General features: G+C 53.6%; 21 protein-coding genes. 5 read left to right on the top strand and 16 right to left on the bottom strand.

Going from position 1 to position 23,876, the window contains the following annotated elements; translation table 11 throughout:
• Positions 1 to 34 precede the first annotated feature (34 nt).
• Together QWT68_RS13965 and QWT68_RS13960 are read right to left on the bottom strand one after the other, a co-directional pair.
• On the bottom strand, positions 35 to 961 hold the full coding sequence (locus tag QWT68_RS13965) for a manganese-dependent inorganic pyrophosphatase (RefSeq protein WP_040285582.1): 927 nt from the start codon (positions 959 to 961) through the stop codon (positions 35 to 37).
• Positions 962 to 1,014: 53 nt separating this feature from the next.
• Positions 1,015 to 1,461: an RrF2 family transcriptional regulator gene (locus tag QWT68_RS13960; RefSeq protein ID WP_040285581.1), complete on the bottom strand. Its 447-nt coding sequence runs from the start codon at positions 1,459 to 1,461 to the stop codon at positions 1,015 to 1,017.
• 159 nt (positions 1,462 to 1,620) lie between these two features.
• Between QWT68_RS13960 and hmpA the strand changes: the two genes are divergently transcribed.
• The gene (hmpA, locus tag QWT68_RS13955; RefSeq protein ID WP_040285580.1) at positions 1,621 to 2,808 is read left to right on the top strand and encodes an NO-inducible flavohemoprotein; all 1,188 of its coding nucleotides are present in this window, start codon (positions 1,621 to 1,623) and stop codon (positions 2,806 to 2,808) included.
• Positions 2,809 to 2,864: 56 nt separating this feature from the next.
• Here the strand turns inward: hmpA and QWT68_RS13950 are convergent, their stop codons facing one another.
• The 6 genes from QWT68_RS13950 to QWT68_RS13925 form a co-directional block, all read right to left on the bottom strand.
• Positions 2,865 to 3,908 (bottom strand): YkvI family membrane protein, encoded by a 1,044-nt coding sequence (locus QWT68_RS13950; protein ID WP_040285686.1) that lies wholly within the window; start codon positions 3,906 to 3,908, stop codon positions 2,865 to 2,867.
• A 422-nt stretch (positions 3,909 to 4,330) separates the two neighbouring features.
• A complete protein-coding gene (locus QWT68_RS13945) occupies positions 4,331 to 4,846 on the bottom strand; it encodes a type 1 glutamine amidotransferase domain-containing protein (protein WP_040285579.1) in 516 nt (171 codons plus the stop codon).
• Between the two features lie 74 nt (positions 4,847 to 4,920).
• On the bottom strand, positions 4,921 to 5,514 hold the full coding sequence (locus QWT68_RS13940) for a DNA-3-methyladenine glycosylase (protein ID WP_040285578.1): 594 nt from the start codon (positions 5,512 to 5,514) through the stop codon (positions 4,921 to 4,923).
• 168 nt (positions 5,515 to 5,682) lie between these two features.
• A complete protein-coding gene (locus QWT68_RS13935) occupies positions 5,683 to 7,440 on the bottom strand; it encodes an ABC transporter ATP-binding protein (RefSeq protein ID WP_290148693.1) in 1,758 nt (585 codons plus the stop codon).
• Positions 7,430 to 8,122 carry a uracil-DNA glycosylase gene (locus QWT68_RS13930; protein WP_052461667.1) on the bottom strand — a complete coding sequence of 231 codons (693 nt, stop codon included), beginning with the start codon at positions 8,120 to 8,122 and terminating at the stop codon, positions 7,430 to 7,432. Before QWT68_RS13930 ends, QWT68_RS13935 begins: the two co-directional genes overlap by 11 nt.
• Before the next feature lie 80 nt (positions 8,123 to 8,202).
• A complete protein-coding gene (locus QWT68_RS13925) occupies positions 8,203 to 9,078 on the bottom strand; it encodes a MerR family transcriptional regulator (protein WP_052461666.1) in 876 nt (291 codons plus the stop codon).
• A 222-nt stretch (positions 9,079 to 9,300) separates the two neighbouring features.
• On the opposite strand from QWT68_RS13925, the gene QWT68_RS13920 reads away from it, so the two are divergent.
• The 3 genes from QWT68_RS13920 to QWT68_RS13910 all read left to right on the top strand — a co-directional run bounded on the left by QWT68_RS13920 (position 9,301) and on the right by QWT68_RS13910 (position 12,298).
• Positions 9,301 to 10,821 carry a phytoene desaturase family protein gene (locus QWT68_RS13920; RefSeq protein WP_290148692.1) on the top strand — a complete coding sequence of 507 codons (1,521 nt, stop codon included), beginning with the start codon at positions 9,301 to 9,303 and terminating at the stop codon, positions 10,819 to 10,821.
• A gap of 15 nt (positions 10,822 to 10,836) precedes the next feature.
• A complete protein-coding gene (locus tag QWT68_RS13915; protein WP_040285576.1) occupies positions 10,837 to 11,694 on the top strand; it encodes a phytoene/squalene synthase family protein in 858 nt (285 codons plus the stop codon).
• 103 nt (positions 11,695 to 11,797) lie between these two features.
• A complete protein-coding gene (locus QWT68_RS13910; protein ID WP_040285575.1) occupies positions 11,798 to 12,298 on the top strand; it encodes a glycosyl-4,4'-diaponeurosporenoate acyltransferase CrtO family protein in 501 nt (166 codons plus the stop codon).
• An 88-nt stretch (positions 12,299 to 12,386) separates the two neighbouring features.
• On the opposite strand, the gene QWT68_RS13905 is transcribed toward QWT68_RS13910, so the two are convergent.
• The 7 genes from QWT68_RS13905 to QWT68_RS13875 all read right to left on the bottom strand — a co-directional run bounded on the left by QWT68_RS13905 (position 12,387) and on the right by QWT68_RS13875 (position 20,547).
• On the bottom strand, positions 12,387 to 13,622 hold the full coding sequence (locus tag QWT68_RS13905) for an MFS transporter (RefSeq protein ID WP_040285574.1): 1,236 nt from the start codon (positions 13,620 to 13,622) through the stop codon (positions 12,387 to 12,389).
• Positions 13,623 to 13,712: 90 nt separating this feature from the next.
• Positions 13,713 to 15,656, bottom strand: coding sequence for a FapA family protein (locus tag QWT68_RS13900; RefSeq protein WP_290148691.1), 1,944 nt, complete (start codon positions 15,654 to 15,656; stop codon positions 13,713 to 13,715).
• A 111-nt stretch (positions 15,657 to 15,767) separates the two neighbouring features.
• A complete protein-coding gene (locus QWT68_RS13895) occupies positions 15,768 to 16,745 on the bottom strand; it encodes a siderophore ABC transporter substrate-binding protein (RefSeq protein ID WP_040285682.1) in 978 nt (325 codons plus the stop codon).
• Between the two features lie 28 nt (positions 16,746 to 16,773).
• Positions 16,774 to 17,535 carry an iron ABC transporter ATP-binding protein gene (locus QWT68_RS13890; protein ID WP_040285572.1) on the bottom strand — a complete coding sequence of 254 codons (762 nt, stop codon included), beginning with the start codon at positions 17,533 to 17,535 and terminating at the stop codon, positions 16,774 to 16,776.
• Entirely contained in the window at positions 17,532 to 18,482 is a 951-nt protein-coding gene (locus tag QWT68_RS13885; RefSeq protein ID WP_040285571.1) for an iron chelate uptake ABC transporter family permease subunit, read from the bottom strand. The genes QWT68_RS13890 and QWT68_RS13885 overlap by 4 nt, the downstream gene beginning before the upstream one ends.
• Entirely contained in the window at positions 18,475 to 19,425 is a 951-nt protein-coding gene (locus tag QWT68_RS13880; protein WP_040285570.1) for an ABC transporter permease, read from the bottom strand. Before QWT68_RS13880 ends, QWT68_RS13885 begins: the two co-directional genes overlap by 8 nt.
• Positions 19,426 to 19,677: 252 nt before the next feature.
• Complete coding sequence (locus tag QWT68_RS13875; protein WP_040285569.1) at positions 19,678 to 20,547, bottom strand: DUF6612 family protein; 870 nt, start codon at positions 20,545 to 20,547, stop codon at positions 19,678 to 19,680.
• Between the two features lie 215 nt (positions 20,548 to 20,762).
• Between QWT68_RS13875 and QWT68_RS13870 the strand changes: the two genes are divergently transcribed.
• A complete protein-coding gene (locus tag QWT68_RS13870) occupies positions 20,763 to 22,481 on the top strand; it encodes an ABC transporter ATP-binding protein (protein ID WP_040285568.1) in 1,719 nt (572 codons plus the stop codon).
• A gap of 98 nt (positions 22,482 to 22,579) precedes the next feature.
• On the opposite strand, the gene hflX is transcribed toward QWT68_RS13870, so the two are convergent.
• The gene (gene hflX / locus QWT68_RS13865; protein WP_290148690.1) at positions 22,580 to 23,863 is read right to left on the bottom strand and encodes a GTPase HflX; all 1,284 of its coding nucleotides are present in this window, start codon (positions 23,861 to 23,863) and stop codon (positions 22,580 to 22,582) included.
• Positions 23,864 to 23,876: the final 13 nt, after the last annotated feature.

Genomic DNA, 23,876 nt, shown 5'->3' with positions numbered 1-23,876 from the left:
GATACCCGCTCACCGGACAGCTTCTTTCCATTGTTCACTTAAAGGCTTCCGTTAATACAGGGACAATCTGTTTTTTGCGTGACACGATCCCTTTCAGCACCGCCATATCATTCGCAGGGACTGTATGGAATGCCGACATGGCGGCGAATGCTTTCTCGCCGACCGCAATTGCGACGGAATCACTGTTAATGATATCCGTGATGACAAACAGGAATAGATCGAGTTTCTTCACAGATACTACATCTGTCAGCAGGGAGACGAGGTCATCTTTGCGGCCCAGCACATCATTCAGGTCGACTGCATTCACCTGTGCGATCTCCATCGTTACATCGCCGACTTCGAAGGTCTTCGCATCCAGTGTGATAAGTTCTTCCAGTGATTTGCTGCTGAGATCGGCGCCTGCCTTCAGCATGCTCATGCCGTACTCTTCTGCATGGACACCCGCTTTTTCCGCCAGCTCATCCGCCGCTTTCCTGTCCTGCTCCGTGAAGGTCGGTGATTTGAACAGCAGGGAATCCGAAATGATGGCGGACAGCATCAGGCCCGCGATGTTTTTCGGAATTTCAACGCCGTGCTCCTTGAACAGTTTGTTCAGGATCGTCGCCGTGCAGCCGACCGGTTCCGCCCGGTAATAGAGCGGATCGCTCGTCTGGAAGTTCGCGACGCGGTGGTGGTCGATCACTTCAATGACTTGGACATCATCGATATCGTCGGCACTCTGCTGTTTCTCGTTATGATCCACGAGGATGACCTGTGCTGCTTCATCAGAGACACGCTCTGTCAGACGCGGTGCTTTGAAGCTGAAGGTATCCAGCGCGTATTGTGTTTCCTCGGAGACCGCACCGAGTCTTACCGCCTCTGCGTCCATGCCGATCTGCTGTTTCAAATAGGCGTATGTGATCGCAGAAGCGATGGAATCCGTATCGGGATTTTTATGGCCGAATACAAGCACTTTGTTCATAGTTCCATTCCTCCTAAGTACGTTTGCGTTTTGCAATCCTTTTCATCTTACCATCATGTCAGGGGTCCCGGAAACAGAAGCTGTTCAATCTCCTGCCGATTTTCGACAAAGTCGGCGATTGTGTAATCGTCCAGCACCCGTAAGTAGGCATGGAGCGCTTCCTGCAGCACCCCTTTCAGCCTGCAGGCAGGCGCGAGCACACACTGATTCGATTCCCTGTTGAAGCATTCCACAAGCTGGAAGTCGTCCTCCGTCTGCCGGACGACCATGCCGACATTGATCTGCTCCGGCGGCAGTTTCAGCCGGATGCCGCCGCCTCTGCCGCGGACCGTCTCGATGTATCCCGCTTTTCCGAGTTCATGCACCACTTTCGTCAGATGATTCTTCGATATATGAAAAGCCGCCGAGATCTCCTGGACCGTCGCCCGTTCCCCCACCGGCTTGGCACCAAGGTATATGAGCACACGGAGCGAATAATCCGTATAGAGCGTTAACCGCATTCTGTTCACCGTTCCTTTTTCGTTATTGAATTGTTGACCATTTTTTGAATGAAATGTGGCTAACCTTTGAACATTGCGTAAAGATGTATTTTCTATATAGCTTTTAAAATCCATGTGCGGTACGATGAATTCACCAACTACGAGAGGTCGTGTCCAATTATGTTATCCCAAGAGACAATCGATATCGTTAAATCTACTGTACCTGTTCTCGAACAGCATGGCAAAACAATTACAACTGTGTTCTACAAGAACATGTTCGAAGCCCACCCTGAACTTTTGAATATTTTCAACCACGTGAACCAGGAGCAGGGCCGTCAGCAGACAGCACTTGCGAATACTGTGCTCGCAGCAGCGAAATACATCGACAACCTGGAAGCGATCGTTCCGGCGGTCGTCCAGATCGCCAACAAACACGTGTCACTCGGAATCGTACCCGAGCAGTATCCGATTGTCGGGAAATACCTGCTCGGCGCCATCAAAGAAGTGCTCGGCGACGCAGCAACCCCTGAAATCCTCAACGCCTGGGAGCAAGCGTACGGCGTGATTGCGGATGCGTTCATCGGCGTGGAAGCAGGCATGTATGACCAGATGGAAGCGGAAGAAGGCGGCTGGAAGCTCTTCAAAGGCTTCGTCCTTTCCGACAAAATCAAAGAGAGTGAAGTCATCACTTCCTTCTATTTCAAGCCAGTGGACGGCGGCAAAGTCCCTCAGTATAAGCCTGGCCAATTCATCAGCATCAAACTCGACATTCCCGGTGAGAAAAATACATTGATCCGCCAGTACAGCCTGTCACAGGCTCCGAATGGGGAAACATTCCGTATTTCCGTCAAACGGGAAGCGGACAACAATCCGAACGGGAAAGCGTCCGTCTATCTCCATGATCACTTGGACGTGGGCGATACAGTTGAACTCAGCGCACCTGCAGGTGATTTCTATCTGGACATGGAAATGGATACACCGGTCACACTGATCAGCGGCGGTGTCGGTATCACGCCGATGATGGCGATGTTCGAGACCATCGCAAGCACTGCACCTGAACGTCCGGTCGCCTTCCTGCATTCCGCACGCACACGGAACCACCAGGCGTTCGACAAAGTGGTCCGCGAGATGAATGACTCCCTGTCTTCATCAAACTACGCAGCCCTCTACTCCGAAGAAGGCGACGGATTCATCAACCGTGAATTCCTGGAGAAGAATGTCCTGGATGGCAGTGACGTCTATGTCTGCGGACCGACTCCGTTCATGCAGGCAGTCATCAGCGAGTTGTATGCAATGGGGTTGGATGAAGAAAAAGTCCACTTCGAATTCTTCGGACCGAAAGTCCAGCTTGAACTGGCACATTCCTGATAATTGAAAAAGCCGCTGTCGCGCAAGAAACACGACAGCGGTTTTTTTGTAAGGAATCAGTTGCTGCGTGCAGCCTTCTTCGGAAGACGGAACGAAGCGATCAGTAGCGTGAGCATGAGGAACAGCCCGATGTAGCCGATGAACGGATACAGAATATCGAGCAGTTTGGAGAAACCGACGAAACTGAGGCCGAACCCGACCACCAGGATAACTAGCACAAACCGGCGGAAACCGGCAGTGCCGCGCCGGACGAACCGGGCACCGAACGAATAGAACATACTGACAGCCGTATTGAAGATCATGCCGTACAGCACGACAGCCATAAGCACCGCCAAGATCGGCGAGATGTCATTGATGATGGCGAGCATCGGCAGGTCGGCATCTTTGACAATGTCGATTTTGGAGAAGATGGCCAGATGGCTCAGTAAAATCATGATGCCGAGCCCGAGTCCGCCGACGAGCCCTCCGAGTGCGGCCGCTTTTTCATCCTTCTCCGCACCGCCCATGACGAGTGACATGGCTGCACCGACAGCAATGTTGAATGATACGTAGTTGATGGCGGAAATCCACCAGTTCGGCAATGGTGTATCGATCGATGTCGCAACACCGTTCAGGCTCTCGAATGATCCGGTCATCGTCGTGAGACAGTAGACTGATACAACGATTACAGCAAGAATCAGAAAAGGCGTCACACTTCCGATGACCCCTACCACCCGGTCCACGTTCAGCAGGACCGTCAAGTAGACGAGCACGACCATCAGCAGACTTCCCGCAAACGGCGGAAGGCCGAATTGCTGATTCAGGTTGGACCCCGCTCCTGCAATCATGACGACGCCGACCGAGAACAGCGTGATGACGATGACCGCGTCCACGATGAGACCCAAGTATTTCCCGCTGATCCTGTAGACTGCTTCCTTGTGCGATATCGTCTGCATCCGGCTGCCAAGCCGTGTCAGCACCATCCCGAAATAGGCGAACAGCACGGTCGACAGGATGGCACCGATGATGCCGAGCATACCGAAGCTTGTGAAATACTGGACGATCTCCTTACCGGAAGCAAAACCTGCTCCTACAATGATTCCGATGAATGCGCTTCCCATTTTCAAGACTTTCAAGCATCTTCCCCCTTGTTCAGCGTACGATCTGCAGATAGTGCCTTTTGGCTGTCCATCCGATCTCTGTTGGTGGTTCTCCAAACAGACCCGTAAATTTATGCTGCACCGGCACAAGCCGGATACCTGGTAAACATATGTACGGCAGCACGCATGCGCAGATTCTCTCAGCCGCATACCGGACCAGCAGCTAGCCATCTGCAGACGACGCCTCCTGACTTTTCAGTCTATTTACTTTATGTACACACTTCATTTAATCTACCACTCAAGGAATCTCTTTTCAACCGGAGGGACGGGCAGCTCCTGCCCAGATCAGGCATCACACAATGACAGAACAGAAAGAAAGACCACCCGGAGGCGGTCTCTGTCCGACCGCTCCAAGCAGTCTTGCTAGTTCTTCTGCTGACCGATCAGGCTTCCAGCAGTTTCAGTGCTTCGCGGTTGAATGCAGGAATATCGTCCGGCTGACGGCTCGTGACGAGCTGGTTGTGGCAGACGACGACCTCTTTGTCGTGGAACTTCGCTTTTGCATATTCCATATCGACCTGGATCGACTTGTAGCCTGTTGCATCCCGTCCTTCCAGCGCTTTGGCCGTAATCAGTAGCTGCGGACCGTGACAGATCGCAAACACCGGCTTGTCCGCATCCATGAATGCTTTGACGAACTTCACGAAACGGTCATCCGCCCGCAGCTGATCCGGTGAGAATCCGCCCGGGATGAACAGCGCATCGAATTCATCCGGTTTTACGTCGTCAATTCCTTTGTCGATTTTGACGGGCGTCTGTTTTTTCATGCCCTTCACTTCTTTGCCCGCTTCTTTTTCGATAGTAATCACATCATGACCTGCGTCCTTGAACGCTTTTGCAGGTTCTGTATACTCCGAGTCCTCGAACATGTCTGTCAGTACGGTTGCAATTTTAGCCATTTCTGATGAACACTCCTTCTTTTTCGATTTCGTTCTCCACTGATATGTTTTCCTCTAAATTCCTTCAGATAAACCTATGGGCGGTATTTCGATACGAAGGCATTGTCCTTCTCGAAAAATCGGTATGGATAATGGACGGCTTCGCCTGAGTTGGAAATACCCACCCTCGGGCCCGTCTCAATTTCACCTGCGGCGCATGCATCCGCTATGAACAGCGGCCGCTCCGCCCAGTGGTGTCCGTAGTAATCCATCGTGATGCCGAGCGCTTTCGTCAGCTTGCCAGGGCCGTTGGTCCAGTCTTTCATCGCCAGCTTCTCCCCCCGCCGTTCACGCATATACTCAAGTCCTTCAACCGGTTCCCCCGCACGGATCAGGACGGCATGCGGTGTGCCGACCGGACCGCAGACGACATTCATGAGCGTGTGTGTATGCATCCGGTACGTGTAGACGCTGCCCGGTTCGCCGAACATGACTTCCGTCCGCTTCGTCCTGCGGTTGCCGTAACTGTGCGCCGCCCTGTCTTCAGGTCCATGATAAGCTTCTGTTTCAACGATACGGGCGATGACCGGTCCGCCGGGCAGTTCATGGACGATCAGGTGCCCGATCAGCGATTCCGCCAATTCCAGAACCGGCTTTTGGAAGAATTCCTTATTCACTGGCCGATACATTGATTCGCCTCCTCTCCCTCCTCCTTATACAGCTTAGAAACAGGATTGCACCGTGTCAGCTGCGAGGTTTCTTACTAAGGTTTACCCAATTTCATTTTTCACAATCGTATTTTGCTCAGCCGGCAGCCGCACAGAAAAAAGGACCTCCCGGATGGAAGGCCGTTCTTATCAGGCCAAGCCTTGGCCTGCTGCAAATTCTTCGTATAACCCGTGGGTCTTCAGCAGCTCGGCATGCGTACCGATGCCGGTGACCTTCCCTTTCTCCAGGAAGATCAGCTGATCGGCGCCGATCACCGTGGAAAGCCTGTGGGCGATGATGAGCGTCGTCCTGCCTTCCATCAGCCGGAGCAGCGCTTCCTGGACATGCGTCTCCGAGCCGCTGTCCAGATTCGACGTCGCTTCGTCCAGCAGCAGAATCGACGGATCATGCAGCAATGCCCGGGCGATTGCAATCCGCTGCCGCTGACCGCCTGACAGTTTCATACCGCGCTCCCCGACCAGCGTCTCAAAACCCTCCTCCATCTCTTCGATGAACCCGAGTGCGTTCGCAGCGGCGGCTGCTTTGCGGATTTCAGGAAGTGGCGGCCGTTCCGCAAGTCCGTATGCAATATTGTCGAGGATCGTTCCGCTGAGCAGCGGACTCTCCTGCGAGACATAGCCGATTCTGCTGCGCCAGTCGGCAAGACTGATGTCTGCGATCGGGCGTTCTCCGAGACGGATCTCGCCGCCAGTCGGCTGGTAGAACCGTTCGATGAGGGAAAACAAGGTCGTCTTCCCGCCGCCGCTCGGCCCGACAAATGCGGTGACGGTTCCCGGGGCTGCCTGGAATGTGATCGCATCAAGCACGGGTTTTCCGGCTTCATAGCCGAACGACACGCTGTCGAATGCAAGAACAGCCTCCGGTGCACCCGTTACGCCTTCTGGACGCTCACTGTCCATGCGCAGCAGCTGCTGGATCCGCTCCGTTGCACCGACCGCTTTCTGGAATACGGTGAAAATCTGGGCCATCTGCGCAAACGGGACGATGATCTGGAACATCAGGAAGATGATCGCGACGAGCGTACCAGCTGACAGCGCGCCGGACGCCACCTGCGCACCGCCATAGCCGAGGATCGCCACCAGGATCCCCATCATGATCAGTGTCATGACCGGGGAGATGACCGCCTGTATTTTCGCTTCCCTGAGGCCGTACCCGAACAGGGAACGGACAGCCGCAGACCCTTTCTCCTGTTCATCCGGTTCCGCCCGGTATGCCTTCACCAGCCGGATGTCACCGAGCACACGGCCGAGATGACCGGAGAACTTCGCCATTTCAGCCTGCGTCGCTTTTGCAATCTTGTGCATGATCCGTCCGAGCGGCAATATGATCGCCATGCTGACCGGGATACTGATCAGCATGATCAGTGTCATCCGCCAGTCAAGGTAGAGCAGGATCGCAACGGCTCCTGCAATGGATATGAGACCTGTGATCAGGGAGACGAGATGATCGGAGACGAGCTGCTTCAGGATTGTCGTGTCCTGTGTGATCCGGCTCATCGTCTCACCTGTCTCCGTATCGTCGTAATAAGACACGGGCAGGCGCAGCACTTTCCCCCATAGTTTCGTCCGCAGGTCCGCAACAATCGTTTCGCCGATGTAGGCGAGCATGTAATACGAGAGTCCGCCTAACAGCGCCTGGACGATGAATACCACAAACAGGAAGACGGCACTTTTCCAATTGAACAGATCACCGCCTGTCAGCGAGTCGACCAGCTGTTTCGTCACGAGCGGGATTGCGAGACTCGCGATTGTTGAGAACAGGGACAGTACAAGCGCTGCGGCCGTGACGCCTTTCGGCCAATTCAGCTGCTTCAGCAGATCGGCGAATTCTGTTAGAGTCCCCTTTGTATTCATCCGTTCCTTTTTCGCTTCCAGTTCATTCACCATCCGGTTCTCCGCCTTTCACTTCCTCTGTCCCATTCAAAATACGGCCGATCTCCAGCCAATCCGCCTCCATGGCCGGACGATGGGAAGGGCGGTAGAAAACAGAAGCCGGATGGAAGGTCGGAATGATCCGGTAAGCCTCCTCCGTCCAGTCCAGCTGCTTGTCTGCCAGGTCCCGCAGGAAGCGTACCTGCTGCTCGATCGGTTTCCCATGCATCTCCGTAACTTTCGCATGCGGTCCGATCAGCCGCTGCAGTCCTACATTGCCAAGCGTCACGATGAGTTCCGGCTGAAGGTTCGCGATTTCATAGTCGAGGACCGGTGCATGGGCAAGCAGTTCCTGCCGGGTCGGCGGCCGGTTGTACTTCCGTTCTGTCAGCGTGCCGTCCCTCTCTTTGCGATGTCCGTATTTGTACGGCCGGCTCCGGACGGCACTCGTGATATAGACATCTTCCCGGCTGAGCCCTATGGATGCCAGTGACTTCATCAGCTCCTTACCGGCTCTTCCTGAGAACGGTATCCCCCCTATGGCTTCCGTTTCCCCCGGCGCTTCACCGATCAGCATCAGTTTCGGCCTGTGAGGGCCTTCTCCATATACAAAACCTTCCACAGGAAATCCTTCAATCCGCTTTCGTCCCAGTTCAGCAACAAACTCCGGAATCCGGAACGGCTGTTTTCCATCCATACTCCTGCACCTCGTTTCCCTTTACATGTTTCCGTCAGTTCCCTTCTGTACGTCCATCGCCCCGGAAAGTTCCATTTCACTCAGTCCAGTATTTCCGGCAGCGCACCGGTAATCCGGATACGATGCGGCTCCAGGAAGACCGCATGATCCAGTGCACCCTGCCCGCCCAGATAGAACGCTGTCCCGGGATACCGTCCGGCAATCGCCTCAAGCTTATCGAACAGTTCAGGATCTCTGTCGAACGGGACACTTGTCACCGCTGAAAGGAACATTTTCTCCGGGCGCAGCCGCCTGACGAGGAACTCGATGGATGACAGCTTCGGTGACGGTCCCGCAGCAATCGTCCGCCAGCCTCCCATCATCGCCTGCAGCAGAATGATCTGCAGAGGAATTTCATGCAGCTCGTTCGGAAGGCAGCAGCCTAGTATTTTCGGCGCGTCCGCGGGCAAATCGAAATTCCTGCGGATCTGCACGAGGAAATCCCGGATGACCAGGCTGGTGATCGACTCCTGGCTTTCATCCCATTCGCCCGACTCCCAGTTTTCACCGATCTTCACCAGGAGCGGCTGGATGGTGGTCGTCAGGAACGCTTCCAGACCATACCGATGGTGCGCTTGTTTCAGAAGCAGCATGATTCCGGCCTCATCATACGCCGCCCCTTTTTCCAGCAGGGCCTGTGCGTAGTCATCAAGCGGCAGCGACACGGACGCCTCGGCTGAATATCGTCGTCTGTGCAGCTGGACGGCCTCTTTGACACCGTGCCCCTGATCGCGGAGTTTCCGGATATGCATGAGTACATTTACATCTTCTTTCGAATAAAGACGATAGCCGTTCTGATGGCGTTCCGGACTGATGATGCTATACCTGTCCTCCCACTTCCGGATGACTTGGCGCGACAGTCCGGTCAGCCGTGACACGTCGCTTATGAGGAGTTTAGGTTCTCTGTCAGTTTTCAAGCGGTGTTTCCCCTTTCCTGCAGACTCTCAATCACGGGTCCGTCCTGCTTCCTCACGAACATTGTACAAACATCCGCTATGTATAATGTTTGAACTTCAGTATAATGGGAAAAAACCTACTAATTAGTAAGAGTGAACTGTGCATTACTCTGTATAATGTTAACACAAAAGATTGTACAGGAAAAAGAAATAAGCAATTGCATAGAATTGGGGAGATGACTGATGAGGAAGAGTGTGACAGTGATCGGTGCGGGGGTGGCCGGTCTCGCTAGCGCATGCCGGCTGCAGCATGCAGGATACGATGTAACATTATACGAGAAGGAATCTTTACCCGGCGGCAAGATGCACCGGATTCGGCAGGACGGCTACCAATTCGATCTCGGCCCGACCATTGTCATGATGCCCGAACTGTACAGGGAAGTATTTCAGGTGTGCGGCGTCGACCCGGATGACTATATCCCGATGCAGCGGCTCGACCCGATGTACAGTGTCTTTTTCGGGGACCGCGCCGAGGACCATTATGAAATCAGCTCGGACCTGATCGAACTGACAAAGACATTGGAAACGTTCGGCGATAAGGACGCACAGGGATTCTTCGAGTACCTGCAGGTCATCTACAAACGGTTCCTGGTCGCCAAGGAGCACTTCCTGCAGAAACCTTTCCGGAAACCATCCGACTTCTATAATCCATCCATGATCCGGCAGGGACTGAAGCTGAAGACGTTCGATAATGCGGATGCGTTCATCAGCAAATATATCAAAAGCGAGCGCCTGAAGCAGATGATCAGTTTCCAGACGCTCTATATCGGTGTCTCCCCCTACAGCGGGCCGTCCCTGTATACGATGATTCCGATGATCGAGTTCCTCTATGGTGTGTGGTTCATCAAAGGCGGCATGTATACGATGGCCCAGTCACTGGAGAGGCTGTTCAAAGAACTCGGCGGAACGGTCCATTACAATTCATCGGTTGATGAAATCCTCATCGAGGACGGCATGGCAACGGGTATCCGGATCGGCACGGACGTGATCCCTTCGGACTTTGTCATGTGCAACGCCGACTTTCCATACGCCATGAAGAACCTGGTGAAGGAGCCAAAAGCGAAAGGGAAATACACGGATGAAAAAATCGACAGTATGGACTATTCGTGTTCCTGCTTCCTGATGTACCTCGGCATGGATCGGAAATACGACGACGTGAAAAATGCCCATAACTTCATCTTCAACGAGGAGCTGGAACGCAATTTGAATGACATCTTCACCGGAAAACGCCTCGAGAAGGCTTCGTTCTATGTCTACATCGGCTCTAAGCTTGATGACAGCCTGGCGCCGGAAGGGAAAGATGGTCTCTACATCCTTGTCCCGGTGTCCGACAAATCATGCTGTGAGTATAAGTGGGATGACGGGACGATCCGCCACTACAGGGAGTATGTACTGGAAGCTCTTGAAAAAGTACCGGGTTTTGAAGGTGTACGGGACGATATCGTTTCCGAATCCTATATGACGCCGGATGATTTCGAACAGCGTTTCAATGCGTATCACGGTGCTACATTCGGCCTGCAGCCGACTCTTGCGCAGAGTAACCATATGCGTCCGCAAAGCAAGGCGACCCATTGCGAGAACCTTTATTTCACCGGAAGCAGCACACACCCTGGTGCAGGTGTCCCGATCGTCCTGCTGTCCGCCCGGATCGCCACGGAAGAATTATTGCATGATGACAGAGGGATTCTGTTCCATACACGATGAAAGGGGGAAACAGCAATGACCCGTACAGTCTCCTTACAAGAGGACTTCCGTTATTGCGAGCAGGTCATCAAACGGCATTCCAAAAGTTTCTATTATGCTTTCTCACGGCTGCCCGATAGAAAGGCACAGGCTGTCTTCGCCATCTATGCATTCTGCAGATCCGCAGATGACAGTGTAGATGAAAATACAGGCAGTGCCGCCCAGCTGGCCGCACTCGATCAGCTGGCGTCTGAACTGGACCGGTTTTCCCGGCGCCAGGAGCCGGACCATCCGCTTTGGCGTGCTCTGCGGCATGTGTTCGATACGTATGATATGGACTTGGGCCCCTTCTATGATCAGCTGAAAGGGCAGCGGATGGATATTTCATTTACAGCACCGAGAACAATGGAGGACGTGGAGGCATACAGCTATTATGTAGCCGGATCGGTCGGCAGGATGCTGTTGCCGATCATTGCATCTGGGGCCTCCGCTGATTGCACGCCAGCCGCTGTCAATCTTGGAATCGCCATGCAGCTGACCAATATTCTCCGTGATGTCGGAGAAGACTACCGTGACAAAGGGAGGGTCTATCTCCCCGAGGAAGAAATGGCGAAAGCCGGCTATACACTCGAACAGCTTGCGGAAGAGCGGATTACCGACCGTTTCATAACAGTATGGGAAACACTCGCAGTCCGTTCCGAGATGTTATATGATCAGTTTTTGCAATATATCGGCGAGTTCGACAAAGACAGCCAGTTTGCGGTACTTGCCTCTGCACAGGTGTACCGGAGAATCCTGACAAGCGTGCGGCATAATAAGTATGACTGCTTTGCAAAGCGCAACTTTGTCACCCGGCGCGAAATGGTCAGGATTTTGGCTGAGTCGATCGGATGAGAGATCTTCCAGGGAAGCAAGGTAAAGAAAGGGAGGCAAACCCTGACCAGACGGTTGCTGTCCTGCGCTGCAGGCTGTACAAGATTGGAAAGGATGAGCGGCCATGCCTGTAGTCGACCTGCCGATCGGCTGGATCATCGTCTTGGACGCCGCGGCATGGGCTTTTTTCCATTTAGCCATCTCATTCGCCGCCGTCCGTATACCGGATACCTGGCTGGTCCGGCGATCCTCTTTTTTCCGTCCCCGCGCTTTTGAGCGGAATGGTGCGCTTTGGGGGCAGCTGGTCAGAGTGAAGCATTGGAAGCATCTGATCCCCGACGGGACGATGTTCATCCGGAACGGGTACAGCAAACAGCGGCTCCACGGGACAGACCGGGGTTCCCTGGAACAGTTCGCTGTGGAATCCAGGAGAGCCGAGCTCACACATTGGCTGTCCATCCTGCCGGCTGCCCTGTTCTTCCTATGGAATCCGATTTGGGCCGCCTGGCTGAATGTCGCCTACGCGCTGGTGTTCAACCTGCCGATCATTATCGCACAGCGATATAACCGGCCGCGGCTCGAACAGCTGATCGCCCGGAAAAAGAGCAGACCGGTTTCGGGCTGACGACAGCCGATCCCTTTCGGCGCTGGCTGACTCCAAGAGGATAAAACAGAAAAGACGCTGCAAGTACGCTGCAGCGTCTTTTTTCCAATCATTCCAATTCCATCTGACTCGTTTCCGTTCCGAGAAATACAACTGCGAGCACCCCGATCAGGATGGCCCCGCAGAAAATACCGAAAATCACGCCGAACCCATATCCCGCCGTCAACAGGGAGCCGACGAGCAACGGGCCGAAAATCCCGCCGATCCGGCCGATGCCGGCGGCCATACCTGCTCCTGTACCGCGTATGGCCGTCGGATACTGCTCCGGTGAATAGGCGTACAACGCTCCCCATGCGCCGAGGTTGAAGAAGGACAGCAGCGCTCCAAACAGCATCAGCATCGCAAGCGAATCGGCACTTCCAAATGCAAGCGCACTGGCTGCGGTCCCGATCAGGTAAACAGACAGGACGAACTTCCGTCCTGCCCGCTCGATGAGCCAGGCCGCTGAGAAATACCCCGGGAGCTGGGCAAGGGTCATGATCAGGACGTAGCCGAACGTTTTGATCATCGCGAACCCTTTCAGCACCATCACACTCGGCAGCCAGAGGAACATGCCGTAGTACGAAAAGACAACCATGAACCAGACGACCCACAGCATCAGCGTCCGCTTACGGTACGGTTTCGCCCATAAAGCAGCCGTTTTCTGCAGGAATGACTGCTGCCGAACCCCTTCTTCTTGGAACTTAGGTGAATCCGGCAGGTTCCGGCGCAAGTATAGTGCGTAAAATGCAGGCAGGGCAGTGATGATCAGTGCAGTCCGCCAGCCGAAGGACGGGATCACGAAGTAGGCGATCAATGCCGCGATGAGCCATCCGGCAGCCCAGAAACTTTCCAGCAGCACAACTATGCGCCCCCGCTCTTTCGCCTCCACGCTTTCCGAGACGAGTGTGGAGGCGACAGGAAGTTCCCCGCCAAGCCCTGCGCCTACGAAGAAGCGGAGAATCAGGAACGCCGTGAGTGTCGTCGTCAGCGCGGACAGGCCGCTGGCCAATGAGAACAACAGCAACGTCACCATAAAAACTTGCTTTCTTCCGATGCGGTCCGCGAGCATGCCGAACAGGATTGCCCCAACCATCATTCCGAGAGAGTTGACACTCCCGACCCAGCCGATAGCCGACGGGGATAAGTTCCATTCCACCGCTATGGCCGCTACGACGAAGGACAGGATTCCGACATCCATTGCGTCGAACATCCAGCCTGTCCCTGATATGACGAGCAGTTTGTTCCGTGATACTGGTTTTGCATTCTGTTTCTTGTTTGATGAATGAGCGATCGTATGCGCCATCAGTTTCCCCTCCATGTCTAAACGTCTGTCATGACACTTGTCATTATACAGTCTGCCAACAGGACGGTAAAGAACAATTTCACTTCATACTCAGCGGATCCGCAGTACTCCGTCTTCCATCTTCGCTGTAATACCGAGCTGCAGTTCCGTCACCCGGTACGACTGCTCGCCGACGTACAGGATAGTTTCCGGATGGGCGATGCCGATGACAATCGACCCGTGCGCGTTCGTGCGGATGACTGTCGGGACACCTCTCTTCGAACCGCACTCCCGGATCGACACGGACCGCTCACCTGTCAGTTCGCCTCCCCGGCAGACCCCGTCGGATATGATATCCGTTTTTGCATGGACTTCACATTGGGCCAGCCCCTGCCCGGTGATCCGGATTGCCCCTGAGCAGCACAGCATACTGTTTACAGCGTACGACAGCGTCAGTTCCGCAGCCTGGCAGACCGGATCGGGCTGGAACATTTCATATAGCCGCTCCGCCGACTCGATGAGCGCCAGGAACTCGTTACCTTCCTTTATGCCAGCATGCATGGTATTGATGAAAAAGTTATACAAGGTCGTTTGGAGATCGCCCCATTCCTCACTTGCGTTATCGGACTTCAGCGTCAGGAAGGACTGCAGCCGATCCCGGAACAACGGGTACCGGTCACCGAGCAGCACTCTGAGAATCTTTTTCAGCTCCCCGCCGTTTATAGCAGCCGCACTCGACTGACGCAGCACTGCAGCCGCTTTCGTCAAGTCCCCCATCGTGCCAAGCATTGGCAAAATCGATCGGAGCGATTCCGCATACACCCTGTCGTCCGTCATCTGCTGTCCCGCCGCTATTCTGGAAGACGACACATGCCCGCCGATATGGACGGCTTTTTCAGCTTTCACTTCAGCTTTCCGGACGTCTCTGCCGATTTCGATCCTGCCGGCAGCCTCGACAACGCACCCCTGGCTGACACTCCCTCTCACAGCAACATCCCCATCGAACCGGACATTGCCGCTCGCAAGGTCCACTTCCTGCATTGTCAATGTGTCGGCGATATCGATAGAAATACTGCCGTTTTCCCTATCGATCAGCAGTTTGCCTGCACAGGCCGCGAAAATGTGACTGCCTGTCCGCGTGACATTCCTGCCCAATCGGATGTTTGCCGCTTTGCCATCTTCAGCCGGTATGATATTCCCGAACACATCCATTCCCGGCTGTCCCGGGATAGGAGGCAATACAGCAGCCACCAATTGGCCTTCCTCGACAAGCTGCACAACCGGCTTTTCCCGATAATCCACTTTATCGTATTCCGTAAGCGATTTGCCGTCCATATCGATCTGGATTTCAACATCCCCGTCCAGTCCTGGTTTCGGAAAGATACCGCGTGCGATGATCGCCTCATAGGGCACGTCCGTCTCACAAGATTCCCAGAGGACCCGCTTATCCAGCACCGCCGTAATGCCGAGCTGGTCGCAGGCATCCCGGATCATCTGCTGGGACAAATCATTCACGGTCTCCTGGAATTCATCTGCCTCCGCCTTCAAATGACGGGTGAAAGGTGCATCTTTCACGCTTCGTGTCAGTTTCCTGCCCGGTATGACACTCAAGCTTGCGAGCGCACCGTGCTCACGGATGGTGATCGACAGCTGAGCTCGGGTCAGTTCGTCGATTGTCCGGATATATACGGCATCCCGCTCAGATACAGGTGCTGTGCCTTCTGTTTTTTGCCCGTTCACAATTACTTGTACACCTTGTCCCGCCTCTATGGACAGCTGTCCTCCGCTATCTCCGGAGCGGACCTCCACTCTGCCGGAAATGATCCGGATACCTGTGGAGGGCGGTTCACCGTTCCATTCCAATGCATCCGGCATTTTGTACTGCACGGGCGTGACGACGACCTCGGCAAAACGCAGCGCACCGGGTGATGTACCCGTATCCGCTGTCCGGCTGACATGGATCCGGACATCCTGAAGCTCGAGCCCGAGTATTTCCAGAGCTGCTTCCACCGCCTCCTCGACTGTCTTCCCCCGCACTGTAACCGCTTTTCCCATGAGTCACCCTGCCCCCTCTCGTTCAAGTTGAGCTTAGTGTAGCACAGCCGATTTTTTTCGGGCAGACACAAAAGACCGATTCCATGGGAAGGAATCGGTCTTTTGCCGTTCTTATAGTCCTGCTTCGACTTCTTTGATCATTTCTTTCATGGACTTCAGACCGCCGCCTGACAAGTACCAATACTCCCCGTCCAAGTAGACGATCTTGTCGTTCGTGAATGCGTTCGTTTTCTTCACGAGGTCATTCTCGATTGTGTTCTTCGCATTTGCGCCTTTACCGATGGCAGCATCGCGGTCGATGACGAACAGGACATCCGGATTGGTTTCCAGAATGTACTCGAATGTGATGTTCTGACCGTGTGTCGACGCTTCGATTCCTTCGTCAGCCGCTTTGAAACCGAACACGTCATGGATGATACCGAAACGGGAGCTTGGTCCGTATGCACTGACTTTTCCTTCAGTCGCAAGGGTGATCAGTGCTTTGCTGTCGGATTCAGCTGTCTTCGACTGGATGTCGGCGATCTGCTGATCGACGTCCGCCAATTCCTTTTCCATTTCGTCTTTCTTATCGAACACTTGGGCGATGACGTCCATGTTATGCTTGAATGAATCCATGTAGTTCGTGTAGTCGATTCCCACGTAGATCGTCGGCGCGATTTCGCTGAAGTCATCATACAGATCCGCCTGGCGTCCGGAAATGAAGATCACGTCCGGCTTCATAGCGTGCAATGCTTCGAAATCAGGCTCTTTCAGGCTGCCGAGGTTCGTGTAATCCGAACCGGCATATTTTTCAAGATACGCAGGCATTGTCGCTTGCGGCACGCCTGCCACTTCGATTCCCAGTTCATCCAGCGTATCCAGCACACCGAAGTCGAAGACCGCTACTGTTTCCGGTGTCCCTTCCAATGTCGCTTCGCCAAGTTCATGCTTGAAAGTCATTTCTTCTGTCTTCGTCTCTTCACTGCTCGCTGTTTCATCATCTGCTCCTGCGTTCGATGCTTCCGGCTTTTGCTCGTCTTTTTCAGAACCGCATGCAGCAAGGACAAGCATTAATGCAAACGCCAGCAGGAATACGGGAATTTTTTTCATTTTCATGTGAACATACCATCCTTTTGGTTTATGAGTTGAAGTAGACGCAGATGCGGCAATTGTTCATCTGCTGGATCGGGATATCCATGTCGTAAATCTCCCGGAGTGATTCCGAATTGATGATTTCGTTCGTCGGTCCGTCTTTCACGACACGTCCCTGCTTCAGAGCAACGATCCGGTCGGAGTAAACGGAGGCGAAGTTGATATCGTGCAGAACGATGACGACCGTCTTGCCGAGCTCATCGACGAGCCGGCGCAGAATCTTCATGATCTGCACGGAATGTTTCATATCCAAGTTGTTCAGCGGCTCATCGAGCAGGATGTAATCCGTGTCCTGCGCGATGACCATGGCGATGAACGCCCGCTGTTTCTGACCGCCCGACAGCTCTTCCAAGTACTGGTGCTGCATGCTCATCAGATCCATATAGTCGAGCGCCTGGTTGACGATCTGGATGTCGTCAGCCGTCAGACGTCCTTTCGAGTACGGAAACCGTCCGAATGATACGAGCTCACGGATCGTCAGCCGGACATTCATGAAATTCGATTGCTTCAAGATGGAAACCCGTTTCGAGAAGTCATTGGACTTCATCTTTTTGACGTTATCGTTATCGACGAGCACTTCACCTGTATCTGCATCCAGCAGGCGGCTCACCATTGAAAGCAGCGTCGATTTCCCTGCACCGTTCGGTCCGATGAAGGACGTGATCTTACCCGGATGGATGTCGACACTCACCTTCTCCACGACTGCTTTGCTGCCGTATGACTTTGTCAATTCCCGAACTTGGATCATGCAGATCGACTCTCCTTCAATAGTAAGTAGATGAAATACGCACCGCCGACGAAGTTGATGATGACACTGAGCGTTGTCGAGAACGTGAAGATCCGCTCAACGACCCATTGCCCGCCGACCAATGCAATGATACTCATGACAGACGCACCCGCCACCAATACCGAATGCTTGTATGTCTTGAAAAACTGGTACGACAAGTTGGCGACGATCAGACCGAAGAATGTGATCGGTCCGACCAGAGCTGTGGAGACCGCAATCAGGACGGACGACAGGATGAGCATCATTTTGACGATTTTATCGTGATTCACCCCGAGGTTGATGGCCGTGTCCCGGCCGAGTGACAGGACATCGAGCTCATTGAACTTCCTTGCACCGATGATCAGCGCAGCGACCAGGACGCCGAGCGCCCACCAGACGAGGTCTCCGTTAATGTTGTTGAAGCTTGCGAATGACTTATCCTGGACCCGCAGGAATTCGTTCGGATCGATCAGCACCTGCAAGAATGTCGAGATGCTTTGGAAAAATGTACCGACGATGATGCCGACAAGCAGCAGGAAGTAGATCGGCCGCTTTCCCGCCTTGAACAGGAACTGGTACAGCAGCAGTGCGAACACGACCATGGCGCCGACGGACAGGACGAAGTTCACCTGCTTATTGACGAGCGTCACATGGGTGGATCCCAGGAAGAAAATCAGGACCGTCTGCAGCAGGATATACAGGGAATCGAGTCCCATGATACTCGGCGTCAGGATCCGGTTATGGGTGATCGTCTGGAAGATGACCGTCGAGTAGGCGATCGCGACACCTGTCAGTGCCATCGCCAACACTTTGATACCTCTGCGCGGCAGTGCGTAATCATAGCTCCCATTCAGCCCCTGGAACAGATACAGTCCTGAAAAGAGGGCGGCCAGAACAATCAGGATGATGAACTTTGTACGGTTACGCATATGCTCTCCTCCTAAACAGCATATAGAGGAAGATGGCGCTGCCGATGACACCGACCATCAGACTGATCGAGATTTCGTACGGGAAAATGATGACCCGGCCAAGAATGTCACAGATCAGCAGGAAGATGGCACCGAGCATGGCCGTGTGCGGAAGTGTCCTTTCCAGATTGTCCCCTTTGATGATCGATACAATATTCGGGATGATCAGGCCGAGAAACGGAATGACCCCTACCGTCAAGACAACAGTGGTTGTAATGAGAGCGACCAATATCAGTCCAATATTGACGATCCTCCGATAAGCAAGCCCCAGGTTTTTCGAAAAGTCTTCACCCATCCCGGCAACAGTGAACCGGTTCGCATAGAAATAGGTGATGATGAGGACGGGGATACTTATGTACAGCAATTCATACCGGCCTTTCATGATCAGTGAAAAGTCTCCTTGCAGCCAGGAAGCCATGTTCTGGATCACATTCGCTTTATAGGCGAAGAATGTCGTGATCGATGATAGGATGTTCCCGAACATCAGGCCGACAAGAGGGATGAAAATTGCATCTTTGAATTTGACCTGATCCAGTATTTTCATGAACAGCAGCGTGCCGCCGAGCGCAAATGCGAAAGCGACCAGCATCTTTTCGATGGTCGATGCGTTCGTGAAAAGAAGCATGGATACGAGGATTCCAAGTTTGGCAGCATCGAGCGTTCCCGCCGTAGTCGGCGAAACAAATTTGTTGCGGCTCAGCTGCTGCATGATCAGCCCGGTGATACTCATGCCGGCCCCTGCAAGTATGATAGCGAGCAGCCGGGGCAGACGGCTGATCAGGAAGATCTCAGTTTCTTCTGATTTGAAGTCCAGCAGGTCTTTCGGTGAAATATGGCTGACGCCGACAAATAGCGAAAGCAGCGACAGGGCTATCAGCGCTGTGAATAAATAACGTTTCTTCATGAAGAACTCCGATATCCAGATATTTGCGGACCCGACTTGTTTAAATGAAAACAATTATCAGTTAGCCGCAGTTCCCATTATAGCAAAGCTTAAACGGAAGTCAACCGATAACTGAAAACGATTATCACTTGCATCCCTACTGATCGTGAACGGAAAAAAAACTGCGCCGGCGCCTCTTTGGCGGCCATCCGGCACAGTCTTGGTATCATGGTTCCCTCCTTCGTCTCTGCAACCGAGAAGATCTCCCTTCAATCATTTACCCATCGACACGGCATTAGTACGGATCTCCTCCGGTATGTCAAACGGCTCCACTTCATTGATTTCCGTTACATCACCGGATACCGTCTGGAGGACGACCGTCCGGTACCCCTCGATATCCATGATTGCATCAAGTTTCAGATCATACGAATCTGTATAATACGTCTCTTTGTCGAGATACACAGTCAGTTCAATCTTTTTCACATCGATATCCCCGACTTCTCCATCAGTCGCTTCTGCAGTGTCCTGTTCCATCAGCTCTTTCAGCAGATCGCTGAATTCCTCGCCCGCGGCCGAGAAGTGCATCACATACTGATCCTCTTTTTCCTCCATCGTGAACTTATCGTCGAACTCCTGGAAAAGACTCAGTTCAAGCATGGCGTTGGAGCTGTCCAGTCCATCAAGTATTTCATCGTGCATGTCTGCGGGGATGCTCATCCACTGCCCTTCCATATCATCCGTCTGCAGATACAGTTCACCGTCCTGCGCATACATTTCCATCGTCGCAGCTGCGTCGGGGCCGCCGTCCATTTTCATGACCTGGTGGAGTTTCATAGGGTCCGTGATGACGTCCATATCGAGTGAGATCTTATTTTTCGCACGCATGGAGTCATCATCCACGACTTTCATGTTCTGATCGATCGTGATCTGTCCGTGAAGGCTTTCGATCGTCTCCGACGCATCGACCGCTTTCTGATAGACTTCCTTGGTTGTCATCTGATTTCCATTCGTTTCTGCGGATTCCGTTTTTGCGCCCGTTTCTGCAGAAGCACCGCTTTCCGTCTTCGGTGTATCATCTGATCCGCAGGCCGCAAGTGTCAATGCCAACAGTGTGGCTGCTGTCCCTTTTAACAAGTTTTTCATAGTCTCGTCTCCTCTTCACTTTTTCACTCTGTCTATTCTTACTGACTATAGCTCAGTTAGTTTCATAATTTGTCGAATTTATCGAGATTCCAACTTTTCCTCCAGCTTTACTTTCGCATCCAAAGTCCCCCATATTGGTCTCCCGACTATTTTTATCGAACTTTTCTACCGATTCCTGTATACTTACCCAGACATCACAGTAAAGGATGGACATCATGCTCAAACAATTTTTCTCCTATTACAAACCGCATCAGCGGCTGTTCATCATCGACTTTTCAAGTGCCGTCTTTGTGGCGCTTCTCGAGCTCGCGTTTCCTGTCGCTGTCCAGTGGTTCATCGACAAACTGCTGCCGGAAGGCGACTGGGGGCTCATCGTCACGACGAGCATTCTGCTGCTGGCGGTCTATCTGTTCAGTACGTTCCTGCAGTATATCGTCAGCTATCTCGGGCATAAGCTCGGCATCAACATCGAAACCGATATGCGCGAGGAATTGTTCACCCACGTCCAGCGGCAGTCGTTCCGGTTTTTCGACAACACGAAGACCGGTCACATCATGACACGGATCACGACTGACCTGTTCGATATCGGCGAACTCGCCCATCATGGGCCTGAAGATGCCTTCATCGCCGTCATGACGGTCATCGGGGCATTCGGTATCATGTACACCATCAACCCTCAGCTTGCATTGATTGCCATCGTCATGGTGCCTGTGCTGATCGTGGTGATCGCATTCTGCAACAAACGGATGAACGCCGCCTGGCTCAACATGTACGGCAAGATCGCCGAAGTGAACGGCCGTGTGGAAGACTCGGTGTCGGGTTCCCGTGTTGTCAAATCGTTCACGAATGAAGATTTCGAGCTGTCGAGATTCCGCCGGGACAACGGCAATTTCCGGATGGCGAAACTTGTCGCCTACCATGTCATGGCCTGGACGACGTCTTCCATCTATATGATGACGCGGCTCGTCACCCTGATCATCCTCGTCGTCGGTGCCTGGTTCACGTTCCAGGACAAGCTGACGATCGGAGAACTGGTCAGCTTCATCTTGTTCATCAACATCCTCATCAAACCGATCGACAAGATCAGTGCGCTCCTTGAGATGTATCCTAAGGGCATGGCCGGGTTCAGCCGGTTCCGGCAGCTGCTGAACCAAGCACCGGAGATCAACGACCGGAAGGATGCTGTGGCCGTGCCCCATTTGCGCGGGGACATCGAACTGCGCGACGTCACTTTCGGCTATGATGCCGGCAAGCCGGTGCTCAACCATCTGAACCTGTCCATCCGTTCCGGACAGACGATTGCGTTCGTCGGTCCGTCGGGTGCGGGGAAAACGACCATCTGCTCCCTCATCCCGCGGTTCTATGATGTCGATGCCGGTCAGATCACCATCGACGGCATCGACGTCCGCGACATGACCCAGCGGTCGCTCCGCCGGCAGATCGGCATCGTTCAGCAGGATGTGTTCCTGTTCACGGGCACTGTCAAAGAGAATATCGCATACGGTGATCTGTCCGCACCAGATGAGGCGATCTACGAAGCAGCACGCCGTGCCCACCTGGAGGACTTTGTCGCCGGCCTGCCGGAAGGGTATGAAACCCAAATCGGCGAACGGGGACTTAAATTATCCGGCGGCCAGAAACAGCGGCTCGCAATCGCGAGGATGTTTTTGAAGAACCCACCGATCCTCATTTTGGATGAAGCGACGTCCGCCCTCGATACGGAAACGGAACGGATCATCCAGGAATCCCTCGCGGAGCTGTCCGAGAACCGTACGACACTGGTCATCGCCCACCGCCTTGCGACAATCCGCGATGCGGACCGCGTCGTCGTCGTGACACCGGACGGCATCGCCGAAGACGGCGGGTATGCTGAACTCGTGAACAAGAACGGGATTTTCGCCCGGCTGCACGCAAATCAGTTCAATGAGGTTTAAGGCTGGCGGAAGCGGGCATACTAGAACTATCCCACCCCCCTTTCTCTTATAGAAAAAAGAACGGCAGCGCGGAATTCCGCGCTGCCGTTCTTTTGCCGTCAATGGCTGATCATATATGGATTGAACTTTTTCCGCTCCCGCTCCTCCATTTCGACAGTCAGCAGCGTCCCGTTCTCTTCATAGTCCGTGTCTTTCACGTTTGCAAAGTCATTCAGATAAGCGACGAGATCCCCGCGATCGAACGGAATGAGGACTTTACACACCGAATACCGCTCGTACACTTTCTTTTCGATCAGTCCGGTAAGTTCGTGCATCCCGCCCCCTGTTTTGGCGGACAGCCAGATCTGGTCATCCTGCACCCGCGGATAGCTTAATCCTTCCGCCTGATCCGCCTTGTTATAGACATACAGGACAGGGACATCTTCCACACCTACCGCTTCCAATGTCTCATTCGTCACGTCGATCATATGACGATATTCAGGATTCGAGACATCGACGACATGCAGCAGCAGATCCGCTTCCCTCGCTTCCTCCAATGTCGATCGGAACGCCTTGACGAGATGATGCGGCAGTTTGGAGACGAATCCGACCGTATCTGTCAGGATGAACGACTTATGATCGGGCAGCGTCAGTTTCCGGACCGAGGTATCCAAGGTAGCGAACAGCATGTCTTTTTCAAGCACCTTCTTCGCCTGATCCCCTTCCGCCATGGCGAGCATCCGGTTCATGAGCGTCGATTTTCCCGCGTTCGTATACCCGACGATCGATACGACAGGCGTCCCGCTGCGGACACGCTGCTGCCGCTGGATCGTCCGATGCTGTTTCATCGTCTCCAGTTCCTTCCCGAGCTTCGAGATCTGCTCTTCGATCTTCCGGCGGTCCAGCTCCAGCTTCGTTTCACCGGCCCCTTTGTTTTGGAATCCGCCGCCTGTCCCGCCGCCCTGACGGCTGAGTGATGCACGCAGACCGACCAGACGGGGCAGCGTATACTGCAGCTCTGCAAGTTCCACCTGCATGCGGGCCTCCCGTGTCCTTGCACGCCGCGCAAAGATATCGAGGATGAGCATCGTCCGGTCGATGATCTTCACTTCGATATCCCGCTCCAGGTTGCGCAGCTGGGATGGCGACAGCTCATCATTGAAGATGATGAGATTGGCATCCATCGTTTCAGCCGCACGTTTCACTTCCTCGATCTTCCCTTTGCCGATGTAACTTGTCGGGTGCTTCCTCTCCAGCTTCTGTTCCACACGCCCGATGACACGCACGCCGACAGCTTCCGCCAAGTTGGCGAGTTCTTCCATTTCATAGGCGAAGTGGTCGTCCTGCTGCTCTTCCACGCCGACCAGTAATGCGGTTTCCTCCAGCCATTCCAATTCGTCCATGCTGTTCCCTCAC

This window comes from Sporosarcina trichiuri (assembly GCF_030406775.1).
GTDB classification, from domain to species: Bacteria; Bacillota; Bacilli; order Bacillales_A; family Planococcaceae; genus Sporosarcina; species Sporosarcina trichiuri.
This window is presented reverse-complemented; position numbering and strand designations above follow the sequence as displayed.

What these genes read in the sequence shown, in the direction of transcription:
- hflX (WP_290148690.1), bottom strand. Translation starts at nt 23,863, where the DNA reads ATGGACGAATTGGAATGGCTGGAGGAAACCGCATTACTGGTCGGCGTG.
- QWT68_RS13900 (WP_290148691.1), bottom strand. Translation starts at nt 15,656, where the DNA reads ATGGGAAAAGCGGTTACAGTGCGGGGGAAGACAGTCGAGGAGGCGGTG.
- QWT68_RS13935 (WP_290148693.1), bottom strand. Translation starts at nt 7,440, where the DNA reads ATGGTGAATGAACTGGAAGCGAAAAAGGAACGGATGAATACAAAGGGG.
- QWT68_RS13920 (WP_290148692.1), top strand. Translation starts at nt 9,301, where the DNA reads ATGAGGAAGAGTGTGACAGTGATCGGTGCGGGGGTGGCCGGTCTCGCT.
- QWT68_RS13890 (WP_040285572.1), bottom strand. Translation starts at nt 17,535, where the DNA reads ATGATCCAAGTTCGGGAATTGACAAAGTCATACGGCAGCAAAGCAGTC.
- QWT68_RS13885 (WP_040285571.1), bottom strand. Translation starts at nt 18,482, where the DNA reads ATGCGTAACCGTACAAAGTTCATCATCCTGATTGTTCTGGCCGCCCTC.
- QWT68_RS13965 (WP_040285582.1), bottom strand. Translation starts at nt 961, where the DNA reads ATGAACAAAGTGCTTGTATTCGGCCATAAAAATCCCGATACGGATTCC.
- QWT68_RS13905 (WP_040285574.1), bottom strand. Translation starts at nt 13,622, where the DNA reads ATGGCGCATACGATCGCTCATTCATCAAACAAGAAACAGAATGCAAAA.
- QWT68_RS13880 (WP_040285570.1), bottom strand. Translation starts at nt 19,425, where the DNA reads ATGAAGAAACGTTATTTATTCACAGCGCTGATAGCCCTGTCGCTGCTT.
- QWT68_RS13930 (WP_052461667.1), bottom strand. Translation starts at nt 8,122, where the DNA reads ATGGATGGAAAACAGCCGTTCCGGATTCCGGAGTTTGTTGCTGAACTG.
- QWT68_RS13915 (WP_040285576.1), top strand. Translation starts at nt 10,837, where the DNA reads ATGACCCGTACAGTCTCCTTACAAGAGGACTTCCGTTATTGCGAGCAG.
- QWT68_RS13940 (WP_040285578.1), bottom strand. Translation starts at nt 5,514, where the DNA reads ATGTATCGGCCAGTGAATAAGGAATTCTTCCAAAAGCCGGTTCTGGAA.
- QWT68_RS13875 (WP_040285569.1), bottom strand. Translation starts at nt 20,547, where the DNA reads ATGAAAAACTTGTTAAAAGGGACAGCAGCCACACTGTTGGCATTGACA.
- QWT68_RS13910 (WP_040285575.1), top strand. Translation starts at nt 11,798, where the DNA reads ATGCCTGTAGTCGACCTGCCGATCGGCTGGATCATCGTCTTGGACGCC.
- QWT68_RS13895 (WP_040285682.1), bottom strand. Translation starts at nt 16,745, where the DNA reads ATGAAAAAAATTCCCGTATTCCTGCTGGCGTTTGCATTAATGCTTGTC.
- QWT68_RS13870 (WP_040285568.1), top strand. Translation starts at nt 20,763, where the DNA reads ATGCTCAAACAATTTTTCTCCTATTACAAACCGCATCAGCGGCTGTTC.
- QWT68_RS13950 (WP_040285686.1), bottom strand. Translation starts at nt 3,908, where the DNA reads ATGGGAAGCGCATTCATCGGAATCATTGTAGGAGCAGGTTTTGCTTCC.
- QWT68_RS13960 (WP_040285581.1), bottom strand. Translation starts at nt 1,461, where the DNA reads ATGCGGTTAACGCTCTATACGGATTATTCGCTCCGTGTGCTCATATAC.
- QWT68_RS13945 (WP_040285579.1), bottom strand. Translation starts at nt 4,846, where the DNA reads ATGGCTAAAATTGCAACCGTACTGACAGACATGTTCGAGGACTCGGAG.
- hmpA (WP_040285580.1), top strand. Translation starts at nt 1,621, where the DNA reads ATGTTATCCCAAGAGACAATCGATATCGTTAAATCTACTGTACCTGTT.